This window comes from Pontixanthobacter luteolus, from assembly GCF_947494915.1.
Taxonomy (GTDB): domain Bacteria; phylum Pseudomonadota; class Alphaproteobacteria; order Sphingomonadales; family Sphingomonadaceae; genus Pontixanthobacter; species Pontixanthobacter luteolus.
Genome location: NZ_CANLWR010000001.1, coordinates 225,257 through 243,756, shown reverse-complemented (window position 1 = coordinate 243,756; position 18,500 = coordinate 225,257). Strand labels below are relative to the sequence as shown.

Sequence of the window (18,500 nt, the reverse complement as noted above, 5' to 3'; positions counted from 1 at the left end):
GCCGGGATGTGAGCGAATTCCTGACACTGACAGGCGGCGGAACGCAGCTGATACTGGCGGCCAGCATCGGCGACCGGCCTGCCATTGTTCACTGGGGCCCGGAAATTACCGGCACATCACCGGAAGAATTGGTTGCGCTTGCCGCCCGGGCCCATGCGCCCGGCGGGCCAGAAGTTCCGATCGCGCCCAGCCTGCTGAACCCGATCGGAACCGGCCACCCCTCCCCCGGAATCCTGCTGCACCGCGCCGGGAAAGAATGGGCCGCCGATTTCCGGATCGATGAAATCGAAGACGTTTCTCCAAGCTATAAAGTCATCATCTCCCGCGACATGGTCAGCGGGCTGCGCGCCATTCACAGCTTTGTAGTCGATACCGAAACGGGCGTGCTGACCGCTTTCACCCGGCTTGAAAACCCCGGCCCGCAGGCAATTGCGATTGAATCGTGCGCCGCGCTGTGCCTGCCCATCGATCTGCGGCTCAACCGTTTGACAGGTTTTTCGGGGCGCTGGGCGAACGAGTTTCAGACAGAGGCAATCTCTCGCTTTACCGGCAGTTACCTGCGCGAAAACCGGTCTGGCCGGACCAGCCATGATTGCTACCCCGGGCTTTATATGGGTACAGAAACGACCGCAGAGGGTCATGGCTTGGCTGCCGCATTCCATCTTGGGTGGAGCGGCAACCACAGGCTGCGCGTCGATAGCGGAGCCGATGGCAAGGTCTCCCTGCAGATGGGCGAATTGCTGCTGCCCGGCGAAATTGTCCTTGGGCGAAACGGCAGTTACACCACCCCCGATTTGTTCGCGGCAATTTCAGCGGATGGTTACGGCGATGTGACACGCCGCCTGCACGAATATTGCCGCAGCAATATCCGGACCGGCATTGCCCGCGAACGGCCCAGACCGGTACATTTCAACACATGGGAAGCCGTTTATTTCGATCATTCTCCGGAAAAACTTCTGTCGCTGGCACAGCAGGCGGCAGAAATTGGCGCGGAACGGTTTGTGCTGGATGATGGATGGTTCGGCGCGAGGCGCAGCGACCGCGCCGGCCTTGGCGACTGGGTGGTATCAGCCGACGTTTATCCTGACGGCCTGGGCCGGATCGCCAACCGCGTCCGCGAACTGGGCATGGAATTCGGCCTGTGGTTCGAACCGGAAATGGTCAATTCCGACAGCGACCTATACCGCGCGCATCCCGACTGGGTGTTGCAGGCGGATGGGGCCGAACCAATCGCATCGCGCCATCAACTGCCGCTCGATCTGACCCGCAGCGACGTGTTCGATTATCTGGCCGAACGGATCACATCCATCGTGAATGAATACGGGGTCGGCTACATCAAGTGGGACATGAACCGCGATATCCATCATCCCGGTGACAGCCAGGGCCACGCTGCCGTGCACCGGCAAACCAATGCACTCTACCGCCTTATTGGCGACATTCGCGCGCAATGTCCGGACAGTCTGGAGATAGAAAGCTGTTCATCCGGCGGGGCGCGCGCCGATTGGGAAATCCTGCGGCGAACCGACCGCGTATGGACCAGCGACAACAATGATGCTCGCGCGCGGTATTCCATCATGCGCGGCGCGGCGCATTTCCTGCCTCTGTCAATGCTGGGCAACCATGTCGGCCCGGCAAAATGCCACATCACCGGTCGAAGGTTCGGCATGGATTTCCGCGCGGGCACCGCCGTGCTGGGCCATATGGGGATGGAACTGGACCTCGATCAGGAAACCCCGGCCGACCGCGAAATACTGGCTGCGGCGATTGCGCTTCACAAGCAGCACCGCACGCTGATCCATGACGGCGATTATCACCGCCTTGAAACGCCCTCGCACATCAGCGGCGCAGGCGCCGTGTCGCGAAACGCAAGCGAGGCCCTGTTCCAGATTGCGGTCCTGGACAAGCACCCAAAAACCCATCCGCCGGTGGTGCAATTTGTCGGGCTGGACCCCGACCGGTGCTACCGCATGGAATGTGTCTGGCCGGAACAACTTGCCGGAATTGCAGGCACCTTTGCGGGATCCGCCCTGATGCAATATGGCCTGCAATTGCCGCAATGCTGGCCTGACACCTGCCTGATCTATCATCTGGAAGCACAAACTTGAGCGAACCATACGACCTTCTGGTAATCGGCGGCGGCATCAACGGTGTCGGCATTGCCCGCGATGCAGCCGGGCGCGGCGCGAAAGTTCTGCTCGCGGAAAAAGACGACCTCGCCAGCCATACATCCTCGGCCAGCACAAAATTGGTCCATGGCGGTCTGCGATATCTGGAACACTATGAATTCCGGCTGGTGCGCGAAAGCCTGATAGAGCGTGAGCGGCTGCTCGGCCTGGCGCCGCATATCATTTGGCCGCTGCGCTTCGTATTGCCGCATGATGAAGGTCTGCGACCATCGTGGATGCTCAGGCTCGGCCTGTTCATGTACGACCATATCGGCGGCCGCAAAATCCTGCCCCCGACACGCACACTAGACCTGCGCGCCCCGCCGCACGACGGCATTCTGGAAAACCGTCTCGTCAAAGGGTTCGAATATTCGGATTGTTGGGTGGAGGATTCGCGCCTTGTCGTCCTCAACGCTCTCGATGCCGAGAAACGCGGCGCGGAAATTTGCACGCGCACCGAATGCACTGCGCTGGACCGGCGCGGACAGGTTTGGATCGCCGAACTAAAAGGCCCAGATGGTTCGGTCCGGAGGATTACGGCCAGGTCCGTGGTCAATGCCGCAGGCCCGTGGGTCGATCAGGTTCTGGGCCGGGCCATCCCCGGCGAACGGCACGAGAACCTGCGGCTGGTGAAAGGGAGCCATCTGGTATTCCCGAAGCTGTATGACGGGGATCATTGCTACATCTTCCAGAACCGCGACGACCGGATCGTTTTCGCCATCCCTTACGAGCGGGAATTCACGCTGGTCGGCACGACCGACGTCGCATTTTCGGGTGACGCCAACACGATCCAGATTTCTGATCAGGAATCAGCGTATATCTGCGACGCGATCAACGAATATCTGAAAGTGGATGTCACGCCTTCGCAGGCCGTTTGGAGCTATTCGGGAGTGCGCCCGCTCTACGATGACAAATCTCGCAACAATTCCACCGTTACCCGCGATTACGTGTTTGAATTGGACGATCCGCAGGACGCACCGCCGATCCTGTCGATTTTCGGCGGCAAGATTACCACCTATCGCAAACTGGCCGAACACGCGCTGGAGAAGCTCAAGATGCCATGGCTCGATCTGGGGAAGCCATGGACAGCGGGCGCACCCTTGCCGGGAGGCGATATTCCGGAGGGTGATTTCGGCAACTTTGCCGCGCGAATGGGCGAAGCGTACCCATGGGTTCCAGCGCCTGCCCTGCTGCGGCTGTGCCGCGCATATGGTACGCTTGTCACGGAACTGATCGACGATGCAGACAGCTGGGCCGCGATGGGCACCGATTTCGGTGCCGGCCTGACTGAGTGCGAAGTGCGCTATCTTGTCGATCACGAATATGCGCGCACCGCCGACGATGTGCTGTGGCGGCGAAGCAAGCTGGGTTTGCACATGGACGATAGCCAGCGCCAGGCGGTCACAAACTGGTTTGCCAACGAAGGCCCGAAATGAGCACAGCGCAGGACCTGACCGCCATTGATAATATTGAGCAGGTCGAAACGGATGTGCCCGGCGGCCCCATAATGCGGCGCAGCTTTCGCAAGGTCGACGGGCGAATGCTCTACTTGTACGGTCGCGAACCGCACACTCTCGCCGTGATGCATCAACAGGATGATGCGATCGCGACAGGGGGCGAACTGCGCCGGCACCCGCTCCGCAGTGAATGGAACATCTACGCCGCCCACCGACAAAACCGCACGTTCAAACCTGCGGCCAGCGCAGACCCGCTTGCACCTACCCTGCCCAGCGGCCCGGCAACTGAAATCCCGTTCGAAGATTTTGAGCTGGCAGTGTTCGAGAACAAGTTTTCCGGACTGCATCCTCAGGCCCCGCAGCCCGCACCAATGGACGGCGCCGAAACCGCCGCCGCCGGGGGTAAGTGCGAGGTCGTAATCTACACGCCCGAAGCGCAAGGCAGCTTGCACACTATCGGTCAGGACCGCCGCAGATTGCTGATCGCGGCATGGATTGACCGCTACCGCAACCTGTTCAGCGAAGGGTGCGCCTACGTCCTGCCATTCGAAAACCGCGGAGAGGAAGTGGGCGCAACCCTGCATCATCCGCATGGCCAGATTTACGGTTTCGGCAAAGTGCCATTGGTCCAGCAATCCGCCATCGCCGCCTTCAGACAGGGCTATGATCTGTCGGCGGAAATTGCGTTAGCGATGCCCGAGTATGGTTTGGCTGAAGCAGGCGGGATGGCCGCATTCTGCCCGCGTTTCGCGCGCTTTCCTTACGAAGTGTGGATTGCCCCCAAACAGCGCCGAGATGGCCCGTGGGACTGCTCCGCTGACGAATTGGACGGGTTGGCGCATTTGCTGGGCGATGTGACCCGCCGATACGACGCGTTTTTCGGTCGCCCCACGCCGTATATGTTCGCGCTGCACGCGGCACCGGCTGGCGGCTGTGAAAACTACCATTTCACAGCGCAGTTCTATCCTCTGCTGCGGGACGCGGACCGGGTGAAATATCTCGCATCGGTTGAACAGCACACCGGCGTGTTCACGGTCGACGTCATGCCGGAAACGGCAGCCGCGGCCTTGCGGGGTTTCTGATATGAACGCGACCGTGACATCCCCCGGACGGGTCAATCTGATCGGTGAACACACCGATTACAATGGCGGCTGGGTGCTGCCGGCCGCCTTGTCGGTCGAACTGACTGCAACGGTAATGCCGCGAAGTGACCGCAAGCTCAGCATTGCCGCGCGCGGTTATTCCGGAACGGCGGAGCGCAGCCTTGATGATGAAGCCGATGGAAGCTGGTCAGACCCGGCCGTTGGCGCAATGCGCGAAGCGGAAGCGATGGGGTTGATTAGCGCGGGGGCCGACATCGCGGTTCGTTCAACCATTCCGGCAGGCGCAGGCCTGTCATCATCCGCAGCGTTGATCGTGACATTGCTGAAAGCCGCGCGAGAATTGGCCGGAAGCGCAATCAGCGATGCAGAAATCGCTGTCGCGGCAAGGCGGGTGGAAAATGAATACATGGGGGTCCCCTGCGGCATAATGGACCAGATGGCAGTTGCGATTGCCAAACCTGGCGAAGCAATGGCACTCGACACCAGCAACCTTGAATACCGCGTGGTCGCGCTGCCTGCGTCGCACCACATGGTGGTGATCCATTCAGGCCTCACTCGCAAGCTCACCGATGGCCGCTATGCCGCGAGGAAAGAGGAATGCGATGCCGCAAAAGAGGCTTTCGGAACGGATGCCCTGTGCCTGCTGGAACCTGCGGACATCGAGGCGTCCGGGGTAGATCCAGTCTTGAAAAGGCGGGCACGCCACTGCGCTAGCGAACATCGCCGGGTGATTGCGGCAATCGCCGCCCTCGAAAGCGGCGATGCGGCGCTTTTCGGCGGCCTGATGAACGCCAGTCACGCCTCCATGCGGGATGAGTTCGAAATGTCCCTGCCCGAAATCGATGCTCTTGTGGATGATGCCGTTGCACTTGGTGCAGACGGCGCGCGGCTTACCGGCGGCGGTTTCGGCGGGTGTATCGTGGCCAGCGTGCAGGCTGAAGCACGCGAGGCATGGCAGGCTGCCCTACTCGCGAAACATCCACGCTCACGCTATATCGACTATATCGAGGCGCGCTGATTGCGGCGACTGTCAGCCAGCAGCAATCCAGATTGCGATGGCCATGAATTTTTCCCGCATCCAATCGACGGGCGGCAGCACCACATTTTCGATGATCCCGCTGTCCGGAAATATCCATGTGATCGCAATCAAGCCAACCAGCAGCAGCATTCCGGCCCGCTGCAATTTGGCATAATGCACCGCCAGTGATCGCGGCAGCAGACCCTGCACAATGTGCGAGCCGTCAAATGGCGGGATCGGCAACAGGTTGAACAGCGCCAGAAAGATATTGATCGTAATGAAGTAATTGAGCGCCGTGATCGCCCAGCCCAGCGCACCGGTTGGCGGCTCCGTCAAACCAATCGCCAGCAGGCCCAGCACCACCGCACCTATCAGCCCTAGGATTATGTTCGTCGCAGGTCCGGCCGCCGCGACCGCCATCATGCCGTAGCGCGGATTATCGAGCCGCTCCTGCCGCACAGGCACCGGTTTCGCCCAGCCAAAGATGGGCCCGCCCACGATTGCGAGCAAGCCGGGAACCAGCAAGGTGCCGACCGGATCGACATGGCGAACAGGGTTCAGGCTGAGCCGGTTCTGATCGCGTGCGGTGGGATCGCCCAGCGCCAGCGCCGTCCAGCCGTGAGCAACCTCGTGGAATACGATAGCGACAATCAGGCACGGGATCAGGATCGCCGCTAAAATCAGGGTTTCTGTCATGCACCCTAGATAGGGCGCACCGCGCTAACCCGCCAGTGCTTCGCTGAAATGCTTGCGGCACAGCGCGACATAGCGGTCGTCCCCGCCGATTTCGGTCTGTGCGCCGGCTTTCACCGCCTTGCCGTGCTGATCCACGCGCAAATTCATGGTCGCCTTGCGCCCGCAGTCGCAGATCGCCTTCAGTTCGGTCAGCGAATCCGCGATGCCGAGCAATGCTGCGGAGCCAGGAAACAACTTGCCCTGAAAGTCGGTTCGTAGCCCGTAACACAGAACCGGCATGTTCGCCTCGTCCGCCAATTGCGCGCATTGCCAAACCTGTTCTTCGGTCAGGAATTGCGCTTCATCGATCAGCACGCAATCGACGCGGCCCTGTGTGTTCTCATCGAGCACAAATTCGAGGATATTGGTGTCGGCAGAAAACCGGTGTGCGTCACTGGCAAGGCCGATACGGCTGCTGATGGCCCCAAAACCCGGGCGGTCATCTATCGCCGCAGTCCACAGCGACACTTTCATGCCGCGTTCGCCGTAATTGAACGCAGCCTGCAGCAGAGTGCTGCTCTTACCGGCATTCATGCTGGCGTAGTAAAAATAGAGCTTGGCCATGACCCGTTCTAGCCAGGATCAAATCTCCTGTGGAGCGCAGCCGTGGAGAAATCCCAAACTAAGCGCCGCCGCCGGTTACACGCTCGCTGGCGCGGATGGCCTACCGGTCATTCGGGATCAGGCAAACGCCCGGTGATTATTCGGTGTCGTCGTCCAGATCGCGCGCGACCTTTGGATCGTTGAGCAGCTGGTCGATCCGGCTTGCTTCGTCGAAACTCTCGTCGGGTTTGAATTGCAGTTTGGGCGCGAATTTCAGGCCCAGCCGCTTTGCCACCTCGCGCTGGAAGAAGGCTGTGTTGGTGCGCAGCGCCTTGAGCACTACGGCCTCATCCTCGCCCAGCAGCGGTTTTACATAGACGTTGGCGTTGCGCAGGTCCGGGGTCATCCGGACCTCGGTTACGCTGATCGAGGTAGCGCGCAGCGTATCGTCATGCGCCTCACCCCGTGCGAGCAGTTCGGACAGGATGTGCCGCACACGTTCGCCGACCTTCAGGACGCGAACGGATTGCTGTTCCTTGGATGACTGGTTTCTAGCCACTGACTTTAACTTTCCCCCGCATCCAGCTCGTCCATTTTGGCGAGGATGCGTTTCATACTGCGAATATTGCGTGCCGTTCCGTCCATACCAAGACGCCGGGCAATAAATTCACCCGTCAGCTTGCTGGACCCAACGCCGTCCGCATAATCGATATGCAGGCATTTGGCACCTGCCGCCATGCGCTCATTGCCGCGCCCTTCGTGATCAATCTGCAGGGATTTGACCTGATGCTCTCCCGGATCATCCGGCAGAAACAAAGTGTGGACCAGATTTTCAGCGCCGTCCCCAGCAAACGGATTTTCAGCAATTGTCGCGGCCAGTTCATCGCGCGTGCGCACGGTAACCATGCTGTCGATGTCGAATTCGTCCTTTACGATCCAGGCCATTTTCTCGGCCAGACCTTCTGATGGCGCCTCGTCATGCGTGAACAGCACGTTTCCGCTAGCAACCACCGTTTCAACATCGGCAAAGTCGCCATAGCGAAGTGCCGAGCGCAAATCTTCCATCAGCAAGCGGTTGCCGCCCACGTTGATACTGCCAAGAAAGGCGACATAACGCATGGTCAGGCCGCACTCGCACCGGGATTGGGCGTCGGGATGCAGGTCGAGGTAGAACGGGCTAGCAGAGTGCCGTCCGGTGCCATCAGTTCTGCCGCCAGATAGAGCACTCTCTTGCCTGCCTTGATTACGCGGCCGGTTGCAACCAGCTTGCCTTGCGGAACAGGGCGCAGGATCGAGAAATTCACGTCGACCATCAGCGGGGAATGCGTGCCGCCGGTGGAGTGCGTGTAAGCCCAGCCCATCGCTTCATCGAGGAAACCGGCAACGAGGCCGCCCTGCACGCTTCCGCGAGGTGTGATGAAACTTTCCGGCGCGCAGAAATTCATGAGAATTGTCTGCGATTCCTGGTCAAAGGAAACGAACTGCGCACCCATCAATTCCGCGTGTGCAAATGCCTTGGCTTCGAATGCCATCAGTCTTCCGCTCCGGGAACGGGAGTTGGAATTGCCGTGGACGTTGCGCGGGCAAGCAAATTGCCCTGCTTGTCGAACAACTCGCCTTCCAGAAATGCAATCCGGCGCCCCAGCCTGACAACACGGCCCTTGGCGGTGATGGTTTCCATCGGGACCATCCGGCAAAAACTGATGTTGCAGTCAAGATTGAGAGGCAGCAGTTCGCCATCGGTCGCGGCGAGAAGCGCCGTACCCATCACCTCGTCCAGAAACCCGCCGATCAGCCCGCCCTGCACTGCGCCCCGCGGCGAAGCGAAGGAAGGCGGCGGTGTGTATTCCACCGTCGCAGTCGCTGTCTCTTCATCGAAGGACACAAACTCCGACCCCATCAGCTCTGCTGACGGGGACCGGCGTTTGGTGAAGATTGGTGCCTGATCCGACAAGCTTCAGCCCCGATTACAGCGTGCGCTCACGCTCCTCGACTTCGAAGATTTCGAGCATATCGCCGGCCTTGATGTCGTTCGTGTCTTCCAGAACCACACCGCATTCGAGACCCGCGCGCACTTCGTCCACATCGTCCTTGAAGCGCCGGAGCGAGGCGATTGTTGTCGCCGAAACGATGACATCGTCGCGGGTGAGACGTGCGTGGAGACCCTTGCGGATGACGCCTTCGGTGACGAGCAAACCTGCCGCCTTGTCCTTCTTGCCGGACTTGAAGACTTCCTTGACCTCTGCACGGCCCATGACGTTCTCGATCTTTTCCGGACCAAGTTCGCCAGCCATTTCCTTCGCGATCTCTTCGGTCAGGTGATAGATGACGTCGTAATACATCATCCGCACCTTTTCCTTCTCGATCAACTGGCGCGCCTTCGGATTGGGGCGAACGTTGAAACCGATGATCGGGGCATTCGATGCCGCGGCCAGCGTAACGTCGCTTTCCGTGATCGCGCCGACGCCTGCATGCAGGACGCGGACCTTGATCAGGTCGTTGCCGAGGTTGTGGAGCGCCGTGTTGATGGCTTCCACGCTGCCCTGAACGTCCGCCTTCACAAGAACCGGGAACTCGACCAGATCGCTCTGCAGGTTCGAGAACATGGTATCGAAGCTGGTCGGAGCGAGTGCTGTACGCTTTTCGGTCGCCTTTTCCTGACGGTATTGGGCAACTTCGCGGGCACGCTGCTCGTTTTCGACCACGGTCAGCTGGTCGCCTGCGCCAGGTACCCCGCCCAAACCGAGGACTTCGACCGGCATTGATGGGCCGGCTTCCTTAATTTGCTTGCCCTGGTCGTTGACGATTGCACGGACCTTGCCGCTTTGCGTTCCGACAACGAATGTGTCTCCGCGCTTCAGCGTGCCGCGGGTGACCAACACTGTCGCGACCGGGCCGCGGCCCTTGTCGAGCTGTGCTTCGATCACGGTTGCTTCCGCATCGCGGTCCGGACGTGCTCTCAGTTCCAGCAGTTCAGCCTGCAGCGCAATCTTTTCGAGCAGTTCATCGAGTCCTGTACCCTTGGTTGCCGACACTTCGACATCCTGAACATCGCCCGACATCGCTTCCACGATCACTTCATGCTCAAGCAAACGCTCGCGCACCTTTTGCGGGTTGGCTTCCGGCTTGTCGCACTTGTTGATCGCGACAATCATTGGAACGCCAGCGGCCTTCGTATGATTGATGGCTTCGATCGTCTGCGGCATGATGCCGTCATCCGCCGCAACCACCAGCACCACGATGTCGGTCACATTTGCACCGCGCTGGCGCATTTCCGTGAACGCAGCGTGGCCCGGTGTGTCGAGGAAAGTGATCTTCGACTTGTCTTTCGTTGTGATCTGGTACGAACCGATATGCTGGGTGATCCCGCCGGCTTCGCCCTTCGTGACGTTGGTGCCGCGCAGCGCGTCGAGCAGACTGGTCTTGCCGTGGTCGACATGGCCCATGATCGTAACGACCGGCGGACGCGGCCTCAGCGTTTCTTCCGGATCCTTGTCTTCTTCGACCTTGATGTCGACATCGTCTTCGGAAACCCGTTTGATGTTGTGACCGAACTGTTCGACCAGCAATTCGGCAGTGTCCTGGTCGATCGTCTGGTTGACGGTCACCATCATGCCGAGATTGAACAATTCCTTCACCAGATCGGCGCCCTTTTCAGCCATACGCTGAGCGAGCTCCTGAACGGTGATTGCTTCGGGCACGACCACATCGCGGACCTGCTTTTCACGCGGCTTGTTCGAACCACCACCCTGTTCGCGGCGCTCCTTCTCGCGCGCGCGTTTCAGCGCGGCGAGGCTGCGCGCACGGCGGCCTTCGTCTTCGTTCAGCGCTTTGGTGACGGTCAGCTTGCCTGAACGGCGCTTGTCCGTCGCACCGGCTTTGTCCGGGCGCTTCTCTTCTTTCTTCGGCGGACGCTTTGGCTCCGGACGCGCGACAGGCGTGAACTTGCGAGCAGCCGGGGTCGGCGTTGCTTTCGGGGCAGGCGCTGGCTCAGCCGGTTTGGCTTCTGCTTCGGCATCGGCCTTGGCTTGCTTGGCCTCTTCTTCGGCCTGCTTTTTAGTCGCTGCCTCAGCCTCGGCTTCGGCCTTCTTGTTTTCTTCCTGAGCCTGCTTCTCTTCGATTACGGCCTTTTTCTTCTGCTCGTCATCGCGGCGGCGCGCGTCTTCGGCAAGACGCAGGCGCTCTTCCTCGGCTTCGCGCTGGAGACGCGCGACGCGTTCCTGCGGCGTTTCCGCATCGGCTGCGGGCCGTTTCTTGGGCGCAGGCGCGGCTGCGACCGGCTGCGGTGCCGGTTCCGGCGCAGGCTCGGGTGCTGGCGCAGGTGCGGGCGTTGCCGCAGCTTCTTCACCGGGTTTGACGAGCTTGCGGCGCCGCTTCACCTCGACCGCAACCTTGTTCGTCCGGCCGTGGCTGAAAGTCTGTTTGACTTCCCCGCCATCGACCGGGCGCTTCAGGCCAAGCGGCTTCCGGGTGCGCGTCGGTTTTTTGTCTTCGTCGGCCATATAGCTCGTCTCTATCCTTCAATACTCAAATCGTCATCCCGGCGCGGTGCATCCTGCACCTCACCGTCATCCGTTAAGGGCTTTTCCGCCCGTAGGAAATGCATCAGGCGCGCAAGGATCGAATTGATCCTCCCGACCGATCCGTCATCGGCTAACGCCATGTGAACGACATTGTCGCGGCCCAATGCCACAGACAGTGCCGCGCGGTCCAGTGGCAAGGTGATGCCACGGTCGCCCGAACCTTCCGCATCACGCCCAACGCGCCATGCCTGGTCCAGTTTCTTGCGCCCGTCCTCGCTCGCATCAGCGGCGTGGAGAAGCAGGGAAATACGGGCAGAACGTGCCTGTTCGGCAATCCTGTCTGACCCCAAGATAAGCTTTCCGGCCCGCATTTCGAGACCCAGCCGGCCAAGAAACAGTTTTGTCAGCCCATCCTCGATCATGTCGGAAAGGTTTTCCGGCAGGTTCAGCTTTGTCCCTTTAAATGCGCGCGCCAGTGCGCCGCGGAGCCTGCCCTTTGCCAGGGCCTCGTCCAACTCACGCCGTGTCACTCCGATCCAGGCACCGCGCCCCGGCGCCTTGCCAAGCGGGTCGGGCAAGACATCGTGGGAGCCATCTTCCCTTGCAGGCGAAATGGCGAGGCGGATCAGCGTATCCTTGGGGGCGATTTCTCCCGACAGGATACAGCGCCGTTCGGGGGCAGAAGCCTTGTGACCTCGCCCCGTCGCGGTTTCAGAGATGTCGGACGCTACGCGCTCATTGTGTGGAGTCCGCATCAGCGGCCTCCTGTGGGTCGGATCCGGCCGCAGCGTCGGCAGCTGGTGCCTCGTCTACAGCAGCATCAGGTTCGTCGTCGAACCAGTGAGCGCGGGCTGCCATGATGATCTCGTTACCCTGCTCTTCGCTCAGGCCGAATTCACCAAGGACACCGCCCTTGTCTTCTGCACGCTTGCTCTGGACATCGGCGCGCATACGCGGGCCGTCTGCCGGGTTCTGGCGGCGCTTGGGCGCTTCACGCTTCTTCGCGATCAGTTCGTCCGTTGCGAGGTCCGCAAGATCATCAAGCGTCTTGATCCCGGCCTTGCCCAGAGTAACCAGCATGACTTCCGTCAGGTGCGGGATTTCGGCAAGATCGTCTTCAACACCCAGTTCGCGGCGCTCTTCACGGGCAGCCTCTTCGTGGCGCTCAAGCGCTTCGGTCGCACGGCTCTGAAGTTCTTCTGCGAGCTCTTCGTCGAAGCCTTCGATCGCTGCCAGCTCGTCCAGTTCGACGTAGGCAACTTCTTCGAGTTCGGCGAAGCCTTCTGCAACCAGAAGCTGCGACAGCGTTTCATCGACGTCCAGCTCTTCTTCGAACATCTTGGAACGTTCGGCGAATTCCTTCTGACGTTTTTCGCTCGCCTCTTCCTCGGTCATGATGTCGATCTGGTGACCGGTCAACTGACTGGCGAGGCGGACGTTCTGGCCGCGGCGACCAATGGCTAGGCTGAGCTGGTCGTCAGGAACGACAACTTCGATGCGGCCTTCGTCCTCATCGAGCACAACGCGGGCGACAGTCGCAGGCTGGAGGCCGTTGACGACGAACGTCGCGATGTCTTCCGACCACGGAATGATGTCGATCTTTTCGCCCTGCAGTTCCTGCACGACGGCCTGAACGCGGCTACCCTTCATACCGACGCAGGCACCGACCGGATCGATACTGCTGTCGTGGCTGATCACGCCGATCTTGGCGCGCGAACCCGGGTCGCGGGCAGCAGCCTTGATTTCAATGATGCCATCGTAAATTTCGGGCACTTCCTGCGCAAACAGCTTCTTCATGAAGTCCGGATGCGCACGGCTGAGGAAAATCTGCGGCCCACGGTTGTTACGCTCGACCTTGGTAATCAGAGCGCGAACGCGTTCGCCGACACGGGCCGCCTCACGCGGGATCTGCTGATCACGGCGGATAACGCCTTCGGCGCGGCCGAGGTTTACGATCACATGGCCGAACTCGACCGACTTGATCACGCCGGTAATGACTTCGCCTGCGCGATCCTTGAATTCTTCGTACTGACGTTCACGCTCTGCATCGCGGACCTTCTGGAAGATCACCTGCTTTGCGGACTGCGCATCGATGCGGCCCAGATCGACCGGAGGCAGCGGATCGACGATGAAGTCGCCCAGCTTGGCATCGGGGTCGAGCTTCTGCGCGGCCTTAAGATCGACCTGCTTGAAATAATCTTCGACCTCTTCGACGACTTCGACGACACGCCACAGACGCAGATCGCCGGTTTGCGGATCGAGTTTGGCGCGGATGTCGTTTTCTGCACCGTAGCGGTTACGCGCGCTTTTCTGGATCGCTTCTTCCATCGCTTCGATAACGATCGACTTGTCGATCATCTTTTCCGAAGCAACTGCGTTTGCAATCGCTAGCAGCTCTGCCTTGTTGGCGGAAATTGCACTGGCCATCAGTCGTCAGCCTTCTCTTCTTCGTCTTCTACAATATCCTCGGCACCATCGGTGACGAGAGGTTGGGTTGCTGCGATCAGCGCATCGGTGAGAATGAGCTTTGCCGCATGAATGTTTGCCAGCGGAACGTCTACCCGCCCCGCATTCTTATCCGCGATCGCGACTACATCGCCTTCGATACCCAGCAATTCGCCGCGCAGGTTACGATGCTTGCCGACCTTCTCCACCAGAGCGATCTTCGCCTCGTGACCCGCCCAGTTGGAAAAATCCTTGGGCCGGGTGAGCGGACGATCGATACCGGGCGAGCTGACTTCTAGGTGGTAAGTACCTTCAATCAGCGTCTGGCCTTGCTCCTCTAGCGCGTCGATCTTTTCCGAAACCGCCCGCGACAGCGCGGCACATTGGTCGATGACCAATTGCCCGGTGGCGGGATCTTCGGCCATGATCTGCAGGGCACGTTCGCCGTCACCGGCTTCCGAAGCGACCATTTTCACGCGCACAAGATCAAAGCCGAGTGCTTTCGCTTCGGGTTTGATTACATCTGTCAGGCGTGCCAGATCGGCCATTCGGTCTCCTAAGATTGGCATTGAAAATGACAAAGCCGTTTAGCGCCGGCCCCTTCCGGCGCCAGCCCCACTTTGCAGTCACAATGTCGGGATGGGGGTCAGATAGGCACTGTTTTGCCCGAATGCAACTTTATTCGCCGCCCCCGGCTTCATCCTGATCACCGCCTGCGCTGTCACGGTAGTCTAGCGTCCAAAGTACGTTCCCGGTTCCGATAACCAGCGGCAGGTTCATGTTGCGTGCAACATAATGAAGTATCTCGTTCGGGTGATCGTCGAGCAGATGCGCGGTGGTGTAATTTTCCGGTCCATTGATGACGTGCCGATTGATTACCGGCACATCGGTGCAGCTGTGCATGAATGCGCGCCCGGAGACGACTTTGCCGTCTGCATCGACATTGAACAGATAATGGCCGCCTAGCGGAAAGCGGCCAGGTTCAACCGGCGCTGAAAGCAGGTAGACCGGTATCTCACCAGTCTCGCTTGGCGGCAAAAGAACCGTGTTCACGGCCCCGCTGGTACAAAGCTGCAATTGCTCTTTTGCACCTTGTTCAAGCGCAGCCTGTCTCGCCTCGACCTGACGCTGCAGATCACGGGAAAGCGGTTGATCTTGCGGCATTTGCATAATTGCGCCGGAAACGACCTTGCTGCCAGCCATCTCCAGCCGGGCAAACTCGTATAGTGCCCCGTCAAGTTCGGTATAGTAGACAAGGCCGATATTACCGCTGGCCAATTCCTCTGTGACATACCCTTTGATTTCCGGGTGATCGGCGAAATCGAGACGGGCGCGGACCCAGTCGGTGCCATGCCATGCCGCCTGGTCATGCAGGTAAATCTGCAAACCCAGTTCACTGGCCCTCTGGTTGGCCGCCTCCTGCTGCGGAGTCGCCTGCTCCTCCACCCCTACACCCTCGGGCAAATCGAAAGGCTGCGCGTTTGCAGCGCCTGGTGCCGCCAGCGCTGCAACCAACAGCAGGAGAGAGAACTTGGTCATGGAATTTCCCGTTTTCACCGGAACGGCGATGTATCAGTCTTCTGCCAAGCCGTGCTTTTTGATGCAATGGCGCAGTTGGTCATATGTAAGGCCCAGCGCCTTGGCAGTCTGCCGCTGGTTCCAGCGATGTTTGCCCAAAGCGTGCTGCACGATCTTGCGTTCATGATCATCCACCGCAGCGCGCAGATCGTCGACATTTTCAAGATCTGCTGCCGGATTCTGCGCCGGGGCTGCCTGCTCTGCGCTTTTGGCGGTCGCAGGCGCGGCCGACCGGCTCGAGGGTTCGCCGGCGGGCTGCCAGGGCGAATCGAACGGGTCGAACTGAATATGCGCGATCGGCTCGTGCCAATTGTCCCAGCGGTAGATTGCCCGCTCCACGACATTTCGAAGTTCGCGCACGTTGCCCGGCCAGGCATATTCGTCAAGCTGCTGCATCACGTGATCGGCAAAGCCCGGCCAGCCGTCCCAGCCGATCTCTGCAGCCATCCGCCGCCCGAAATAGTCTGTAAGCACCTCGATATCGCCATCCCGCACCCGCAGCGGCGGCAAAGTAATAACCTCGAAACTGAGACGGTCGAGCAAGTCGGAGCGAAAAGTGCCCTCTTCCGCAGCGCGCGGCAGGTTTTCGTTGGTCGCCGCGACAATCCGCACATCGACATTGATGGGGCGGGAAGAACCGATGCGATTCACCTCGCCATATTCGACAGCCCTCAGCAGGCGCTCTTGTGCAGCCATCGACAAAGTGCCCAGTTCGTCGAGGAATAGCGTGCCTTTGTCGGCTTCTTCAAACCTTCCCGCGCGGGCTTTGGTAGCACCTGTGAATGCACCGGCTTCGTGTCCGAACAATTCGGCCTCGATCAGCGTTTCGGGCAAAGCTGCACAGTTCATTGTAACCAGCGGCTCGCCCCAACGTTCGGACAGGCGGTGGAGACGTTCGGCAATCAGTTCCTTGCCGGTACCGCGCTCCCCCACCACCAGTACGGGTCGGCGCATCGGCGCAGCGCGGCTGGCCCGCTCGACCGCATCGAGAAACGCGCCAGACTGGCCAATAAACTGGTTCTTCTGCTCCATCACCCCAACCTATAGTGAAAAATCCCACATGTTGGCAATAGGCGCCAACCGCCTATTTCCGGCCCGAAGGGCAAGTTATTGGTTTTGCTAATTAATTCAAGTTTGGCACACCCCTTGCTACTACATGAACATAACCAATTCGGAAGGAACCAAGCCATGTTTGACCGCAGCTTTCTCCAGACAAAACTGGGCCAGGCCGCGATTGCCAGCGTTGCAGCGATGTGCGCCTTTGTCGCACTGAGCTCGCAGATGCAGGTGAGCCCGGCTTACGCCTCTGCCATGCAATGCGAAACAGTTGAGCTGGCATGAACAAGCCTTCCAACAATAACCCGAGTGATCGGGACCCTCTAGGGCTGGAGCGGGACGGCCGACTGTCCCCCCTATCCCCCGACGGCAAGTCCGCCCCGGCCCGCAATATCGTGTCGCGCTTTGAAGCCGAGGTTGAACGCCTCCGCCAGAGTCCTACACCAACACAATCTTCACATCAGCAGGGCGGTCGCTCCGACCTGTTTAACTCCGGAGTACCCTTGATGGGAATATTCAGTCGCACCCGTGATATCATTGCCGCCAATTTCACCGACATGCTCGACAAGGCGGACGACCCGTCCAAGATGATCCGCATGATCATCCTCGAGATGGAGGAAACACTGGTCGAAGTGCGTGCCAGCGCGGCCCGCACAATCGCCGATCAGAAAGAAATGCACCGGCACACCGTCAAGCTGGACCGCCTGCAGGCCGACTGGGGCGAGAAAGCGCAGCTGGCGCTGTCGAAAGATCGCGAAGATCTGGCCCGTGCCGCACTGGTCGAAAAGAAGAAAGCGTCCGACATGTCGGAACAGCTCAAGGCAGAAATTGCCGTACTCGACGATGCCCTGCGCGCTTACGAACAGGATATCGCGAAGCTGCAGAACCGCCTGCGCGAGGCACGCAGCCGCCAGACCGCCATCGCGGCGCGCCTGGAAAGTGCAGAGAACCGCGCGAAGCTGCGCACATTGATGAGCACAGAACGCACGGACGAGGCCCTGGCACGTTTCGACCAGCTCGAACGCCGTGTGGATTACGCAGAGGGCCGCGCCGACGCGCTGTCCATCGCTGACAGCAGCGGCAAACCGTCGCTGTCCGACGAAATCGCTGCACTCGAAGGCTCCGACAAGGTCGACGAGGAACTGGAAGAAATGAAACGCGCGCTCGGTAAAAGCGGCGCAGAAGACAAGAAGGACTGATCAAATGGAAGAGATCATCATCATACCGGCCATTTTCATCGGCCTGCCGTGGATCATCCTGCACTACATCACCAAGTGGAAAACCGCCGCGACGATCACCACCGACGACGAGGAACTGCTGGAAGACCTTTACCAGCTGGCCAAGCGTCTGGATGAACGGATGGACACGGTGGAACGCCTGGTCGCAACCGACAACCCCGATTTCGAGCGCCCACGCCTGATGCATGACCGCGAAATCGACAATGAGAAACTGCGCGAGCTGGACCGTCTGCTCGCCGAGAAGAAGGGAGCACAGTAATGACCAGCGAACGCACCACACTGTACCGCGACAAGCAGAATGCGAAGCTCATGGGTGTGTGTTCCGGCATTGCCGACTACACCGGGGTCAATGCTCTGTGGATCCGCCTTGGCGTCCTGATGCTGACCTTCATGACCGGCGGTTCGACCGTACCGTTCTACTTCATTGCGGGCCTGCTGCTGAACAAGAAGCCCTCGCACCTTTATGTCGACAAGGAAGAGCAGAAGTACTGGCAGCGTGTTCGTCAGAGCCCGCAGCGCACCGCCCGCGAAATTCGCAGCCGGATGCGCGATATCGACCGCCGCCTGGCCGATGTGGAAACATACTACGTTTCCAGCAATCCGCGCCTGAACGCTGAAATCGAGCGCTTGCGCTAACAC

At 59.9% G+C, this 18,500-nt stretch carries 20 protein-coding genes; 8 read left to right on the top strand and 12 right to left on the bottom strand.

Translation table 11 applies throughout. The annotated features are described in order from the left end of the window. The first annotated feature begins 8 nt into the window (after positions 1–8). The 4 genes from PO778_RS01155 to galK are packed head-to-tail and all read left to right on the top strand — an operon-like array spanning position 9 to position 5,743. Positions 9–2,105 carry an alpha-galactosidase gene (locus PO778_RS01155; protein WP_271438316.1) on the top strand — a complete coding sequence of 699 codons (2,097 nt, stop codon included), beginning with the start codon at positions 9–11 and terminating at the stop codon, positions 2,103–2,105. Further along, positions 2,102–3,601, top strand: coding sequence for a glycerol-3-phosphate dehydrogenase (glpD, locus tag PO778_RS01150; RefSeq protein WP_271438315.1), 1,500 nt, complete (start codon positions 2,102–2,104; stop codon positions 3,599–3,601). Before PO778_RS01155 ends, glpD begins: the two co-directional genes overlap by 4 nt. Beyond that, on the top strand, positions 3,598–4,704 hold the full coding sequence (locus PO778_RS01145; RefSeq protein ID WP_271438314.1) for a galactose-1-phosphate uridylyltransferase: 1,107 nt from the start codon (positions 3,598–3,600) through the stop codon (positions 4,702–4,704). Before glpD ends, PO778_RS01145 begins: the two co-directional genes overlap by 4 nt. A gap of 1 nt (position 4,705) precedes the next feature. Continuing rightward, the gene (galK, locus tag PO778_RS01140; protein ID WP_271438313.1) at positions 4,706–5,743 is read left to right on the top strand and encodes a galactokinase; all 1,038 of its coding nucleotides are present in this window, start codon (positions 4,706–4,708) and stop codon (positions 5,741–5,743) included. 12 nt (positions 5,744–5,755) lie between these two features. Here galK and PO778_RS01135 read toward each other — a convergent pair whose 3' ends face one another. The 12 genes from PO778_RS01135 to pspF form a co-directional block, all read right to left on the bottom strand. After that, positions 5,756–6,439, bottom strand: coding sequence for a site-2 protease family protein (locus tag PO778_RS01135; RefSeq protein ID WP_271438312.1), 684 nt, complete (start codon positions 6,437–6,439; stop codon positions 5,756–5,758). A gap of 24 nt (positions 6,440–6,463) precedes the next feature. Further along, on the bottom strand, positions 6,464–7,042 hold the full coding sequence (locus PO778_RS01130) for a thymidine kinase (RefSeq protein ID WP_160729281.1): 579 nt from the start codon (positions 7,040–7,042) through the stop codon (positions 6,464–6,466). 136 nt (positions 7,043–7,178) lie between these two features. Further along, positions 7,179–7,580: a 30S ribosome-binding factor RbfA gene (gene rbfA, locus PO778_RS01125; RefSeq protein WP_160729280.1), complete on the bottom strand. Its 402-nt coding sequence runs from the start codon at positions 7,578–7,580 to the stop codon at positions 7,179–7,181. Between the two features lie 5 nt (positions 7,581–7,585). Next, the gene (locus PO778_RS01120) at positions 7,586–8,140 is read right to left on the bottom strand and encodes a DUF1697 domain-containing protein (protein WP_271438311.1); all 555 of its coding nucleotides are present in this window, start codon (positions 8,138–8,140) and stop codon (positions 7,586–7,588) included. Positions 8,141–8,142: 2 nt separating this feature from the next. Next, a complete protein-coding gene (locus PO778_RS01115; RefSeq protein ID WP_271438310.1) occupies positions 8,143–8,553 on the bottom strand; it encodes a PaaI family thioesterase in 411 nt (136 codons plus the stop codon). Next, positions 8,553–8,921: a PaaI family thioesterase gene (locus tag PO778_RS01110; RefSeq protein WP_160729279.1), complete on the bottom strand. Its 369-nt coding sequence runs from the start codon at positions 8,919–8,921 to the stop codon at positions 8,553–8,555. The genes PO778_RS01115 and PO778_RS01110 overlap by 1 nt, the downstream gene beginning before the upstream one ends. Positions 8,922–8,988: 67 nt before the next feature. Continuing rightward, positions 8,989–11,523, bottom strand: a complete 2,535-nt coding sequence (gene infB / locus PO778_RS01105; RefSeq protein ID WP_271438309.1) for a translation initiation factor IF-2 — start codon at positions 11,521–11,523, stop codon at positions 8,989–8,991. Positions 11,524–11,534: 11 nt separating this feature from the next. Further along, complete coding sequence (locus PO778_RS01100; RefSeq protein ID WP_271438308.1) at positions 11,535–12,299, bottom strand: DUF448 domain-containing protein; 765 nt, start codon at positions 12,297–12,299, stop codon at positions 11,535–11,537. After that, entirely contained in the window at positions 12,280–13,971 is a 1,692-nt protein-coding gene (gene nusA, locus PO778_RS01095) for a transcription termination factor NusA (protein ID WP_160729276.1), read from the bottom strand. Before nusA ends, PO778_RS01100 begins: the two co-directional genes overlap by 20 nt. Then, complete coding sequence (rimP, locus tag PO778_RS01090; RefSeq protein WP_271438307.1) at positions 13,971–14,537, bottom strand: ribosome maturation protein RimP; 567 nt, start codon at positions 14,535–14,537, stop codon at positions 13,971–13,973. The genes nusA and rimP overlap by 1 nt, the downstream gene beginning before the upstream one ends. Positions 14,538–14,667: 130 nt before the next feature. Then, positions 14,668–15,528, bottom strand: coding sequence for a hypothetical protein (locus PO778_RS01085; protein ID WP_271438306.1), 861 nt, complete (start codon positions 15,526–15,528; stop codon positions 14,668–14,670). A 33-nt stretch (positions 15,529–15,561) separates the two neighbouring features. Further along, positions 15,562–16,599: a phage shock protein operon transcriptional activator gene (gene pspF / locus PO778_RS01080; RefSeq protein WP_271438305.1), complete on the bottom strand. Its 1,038-nt coding sequence runs from the start codon at positions 16,597–16,599 to the stop codon at positions 15,562–15,564. A 156-nt stretch (positions 16,600–16,755) separates the two neighbouring features. Here pspF and PO778_RS01075 point away from each other — a divergent pair, with 156 nt between their 5' ends. The 4 genes from PO778_RS01075 to pspC all read left to right on the top strand — a co-directional run bounded on the left by PO778_RS01075 (position 16,756) and on the right by pspC (position 18,497). Continuing rightward, positions 16,756–16,908, top strand: a complete 153-nt coding sequence (locus PO778_RS01075; RefSeq protein WP_202391566.1) for a hypothetical protein — start codon at positions 16,756–16,758, stop codon at positions 16,906–16,908. Between the two features lie 107 nt (positions 16,909–17,015). After that, positions 17,016–17,822: a phage shock protein PspA gene (gene pspA, locus PO778_RS01070; protein ID WP_438944385.1), complete on the top strand. Its 807-nt coding sequence runs from the start codon at positions 17,016–17,018 to the stop codon at positions 17,820–17,822. 4 nt (positions 17,823–17,826) lie between these two features. Continuing rightward, the gene (gene pspB / locus PO778_RS01065; RefSeq protein ID WP_271438303.1) at positions 17,827–18,120 is read left to right on the top strand and encodes an envelope stress response membrane protein PspB; all 294 of its coding nucleotides are present in this window, start codon (positions 17,827–17,829) and stop codon (positions 18,118–18,120) included. After that, a complete protein-coding gene (gene pspC, locus PO778_RS01060; RefSeq protein WP_271438302.1) occupies positions 18,120–18,497 on the top strand; it encodes an envelope stress response membrane protein PspC in 378 nt (125 codons plus the stop codon). Before pspB ends, pspC begins: the two co-directional genes overlap by 1 nt. Positions 18,498–18,500: the final 3 nt, after the last annotated feature.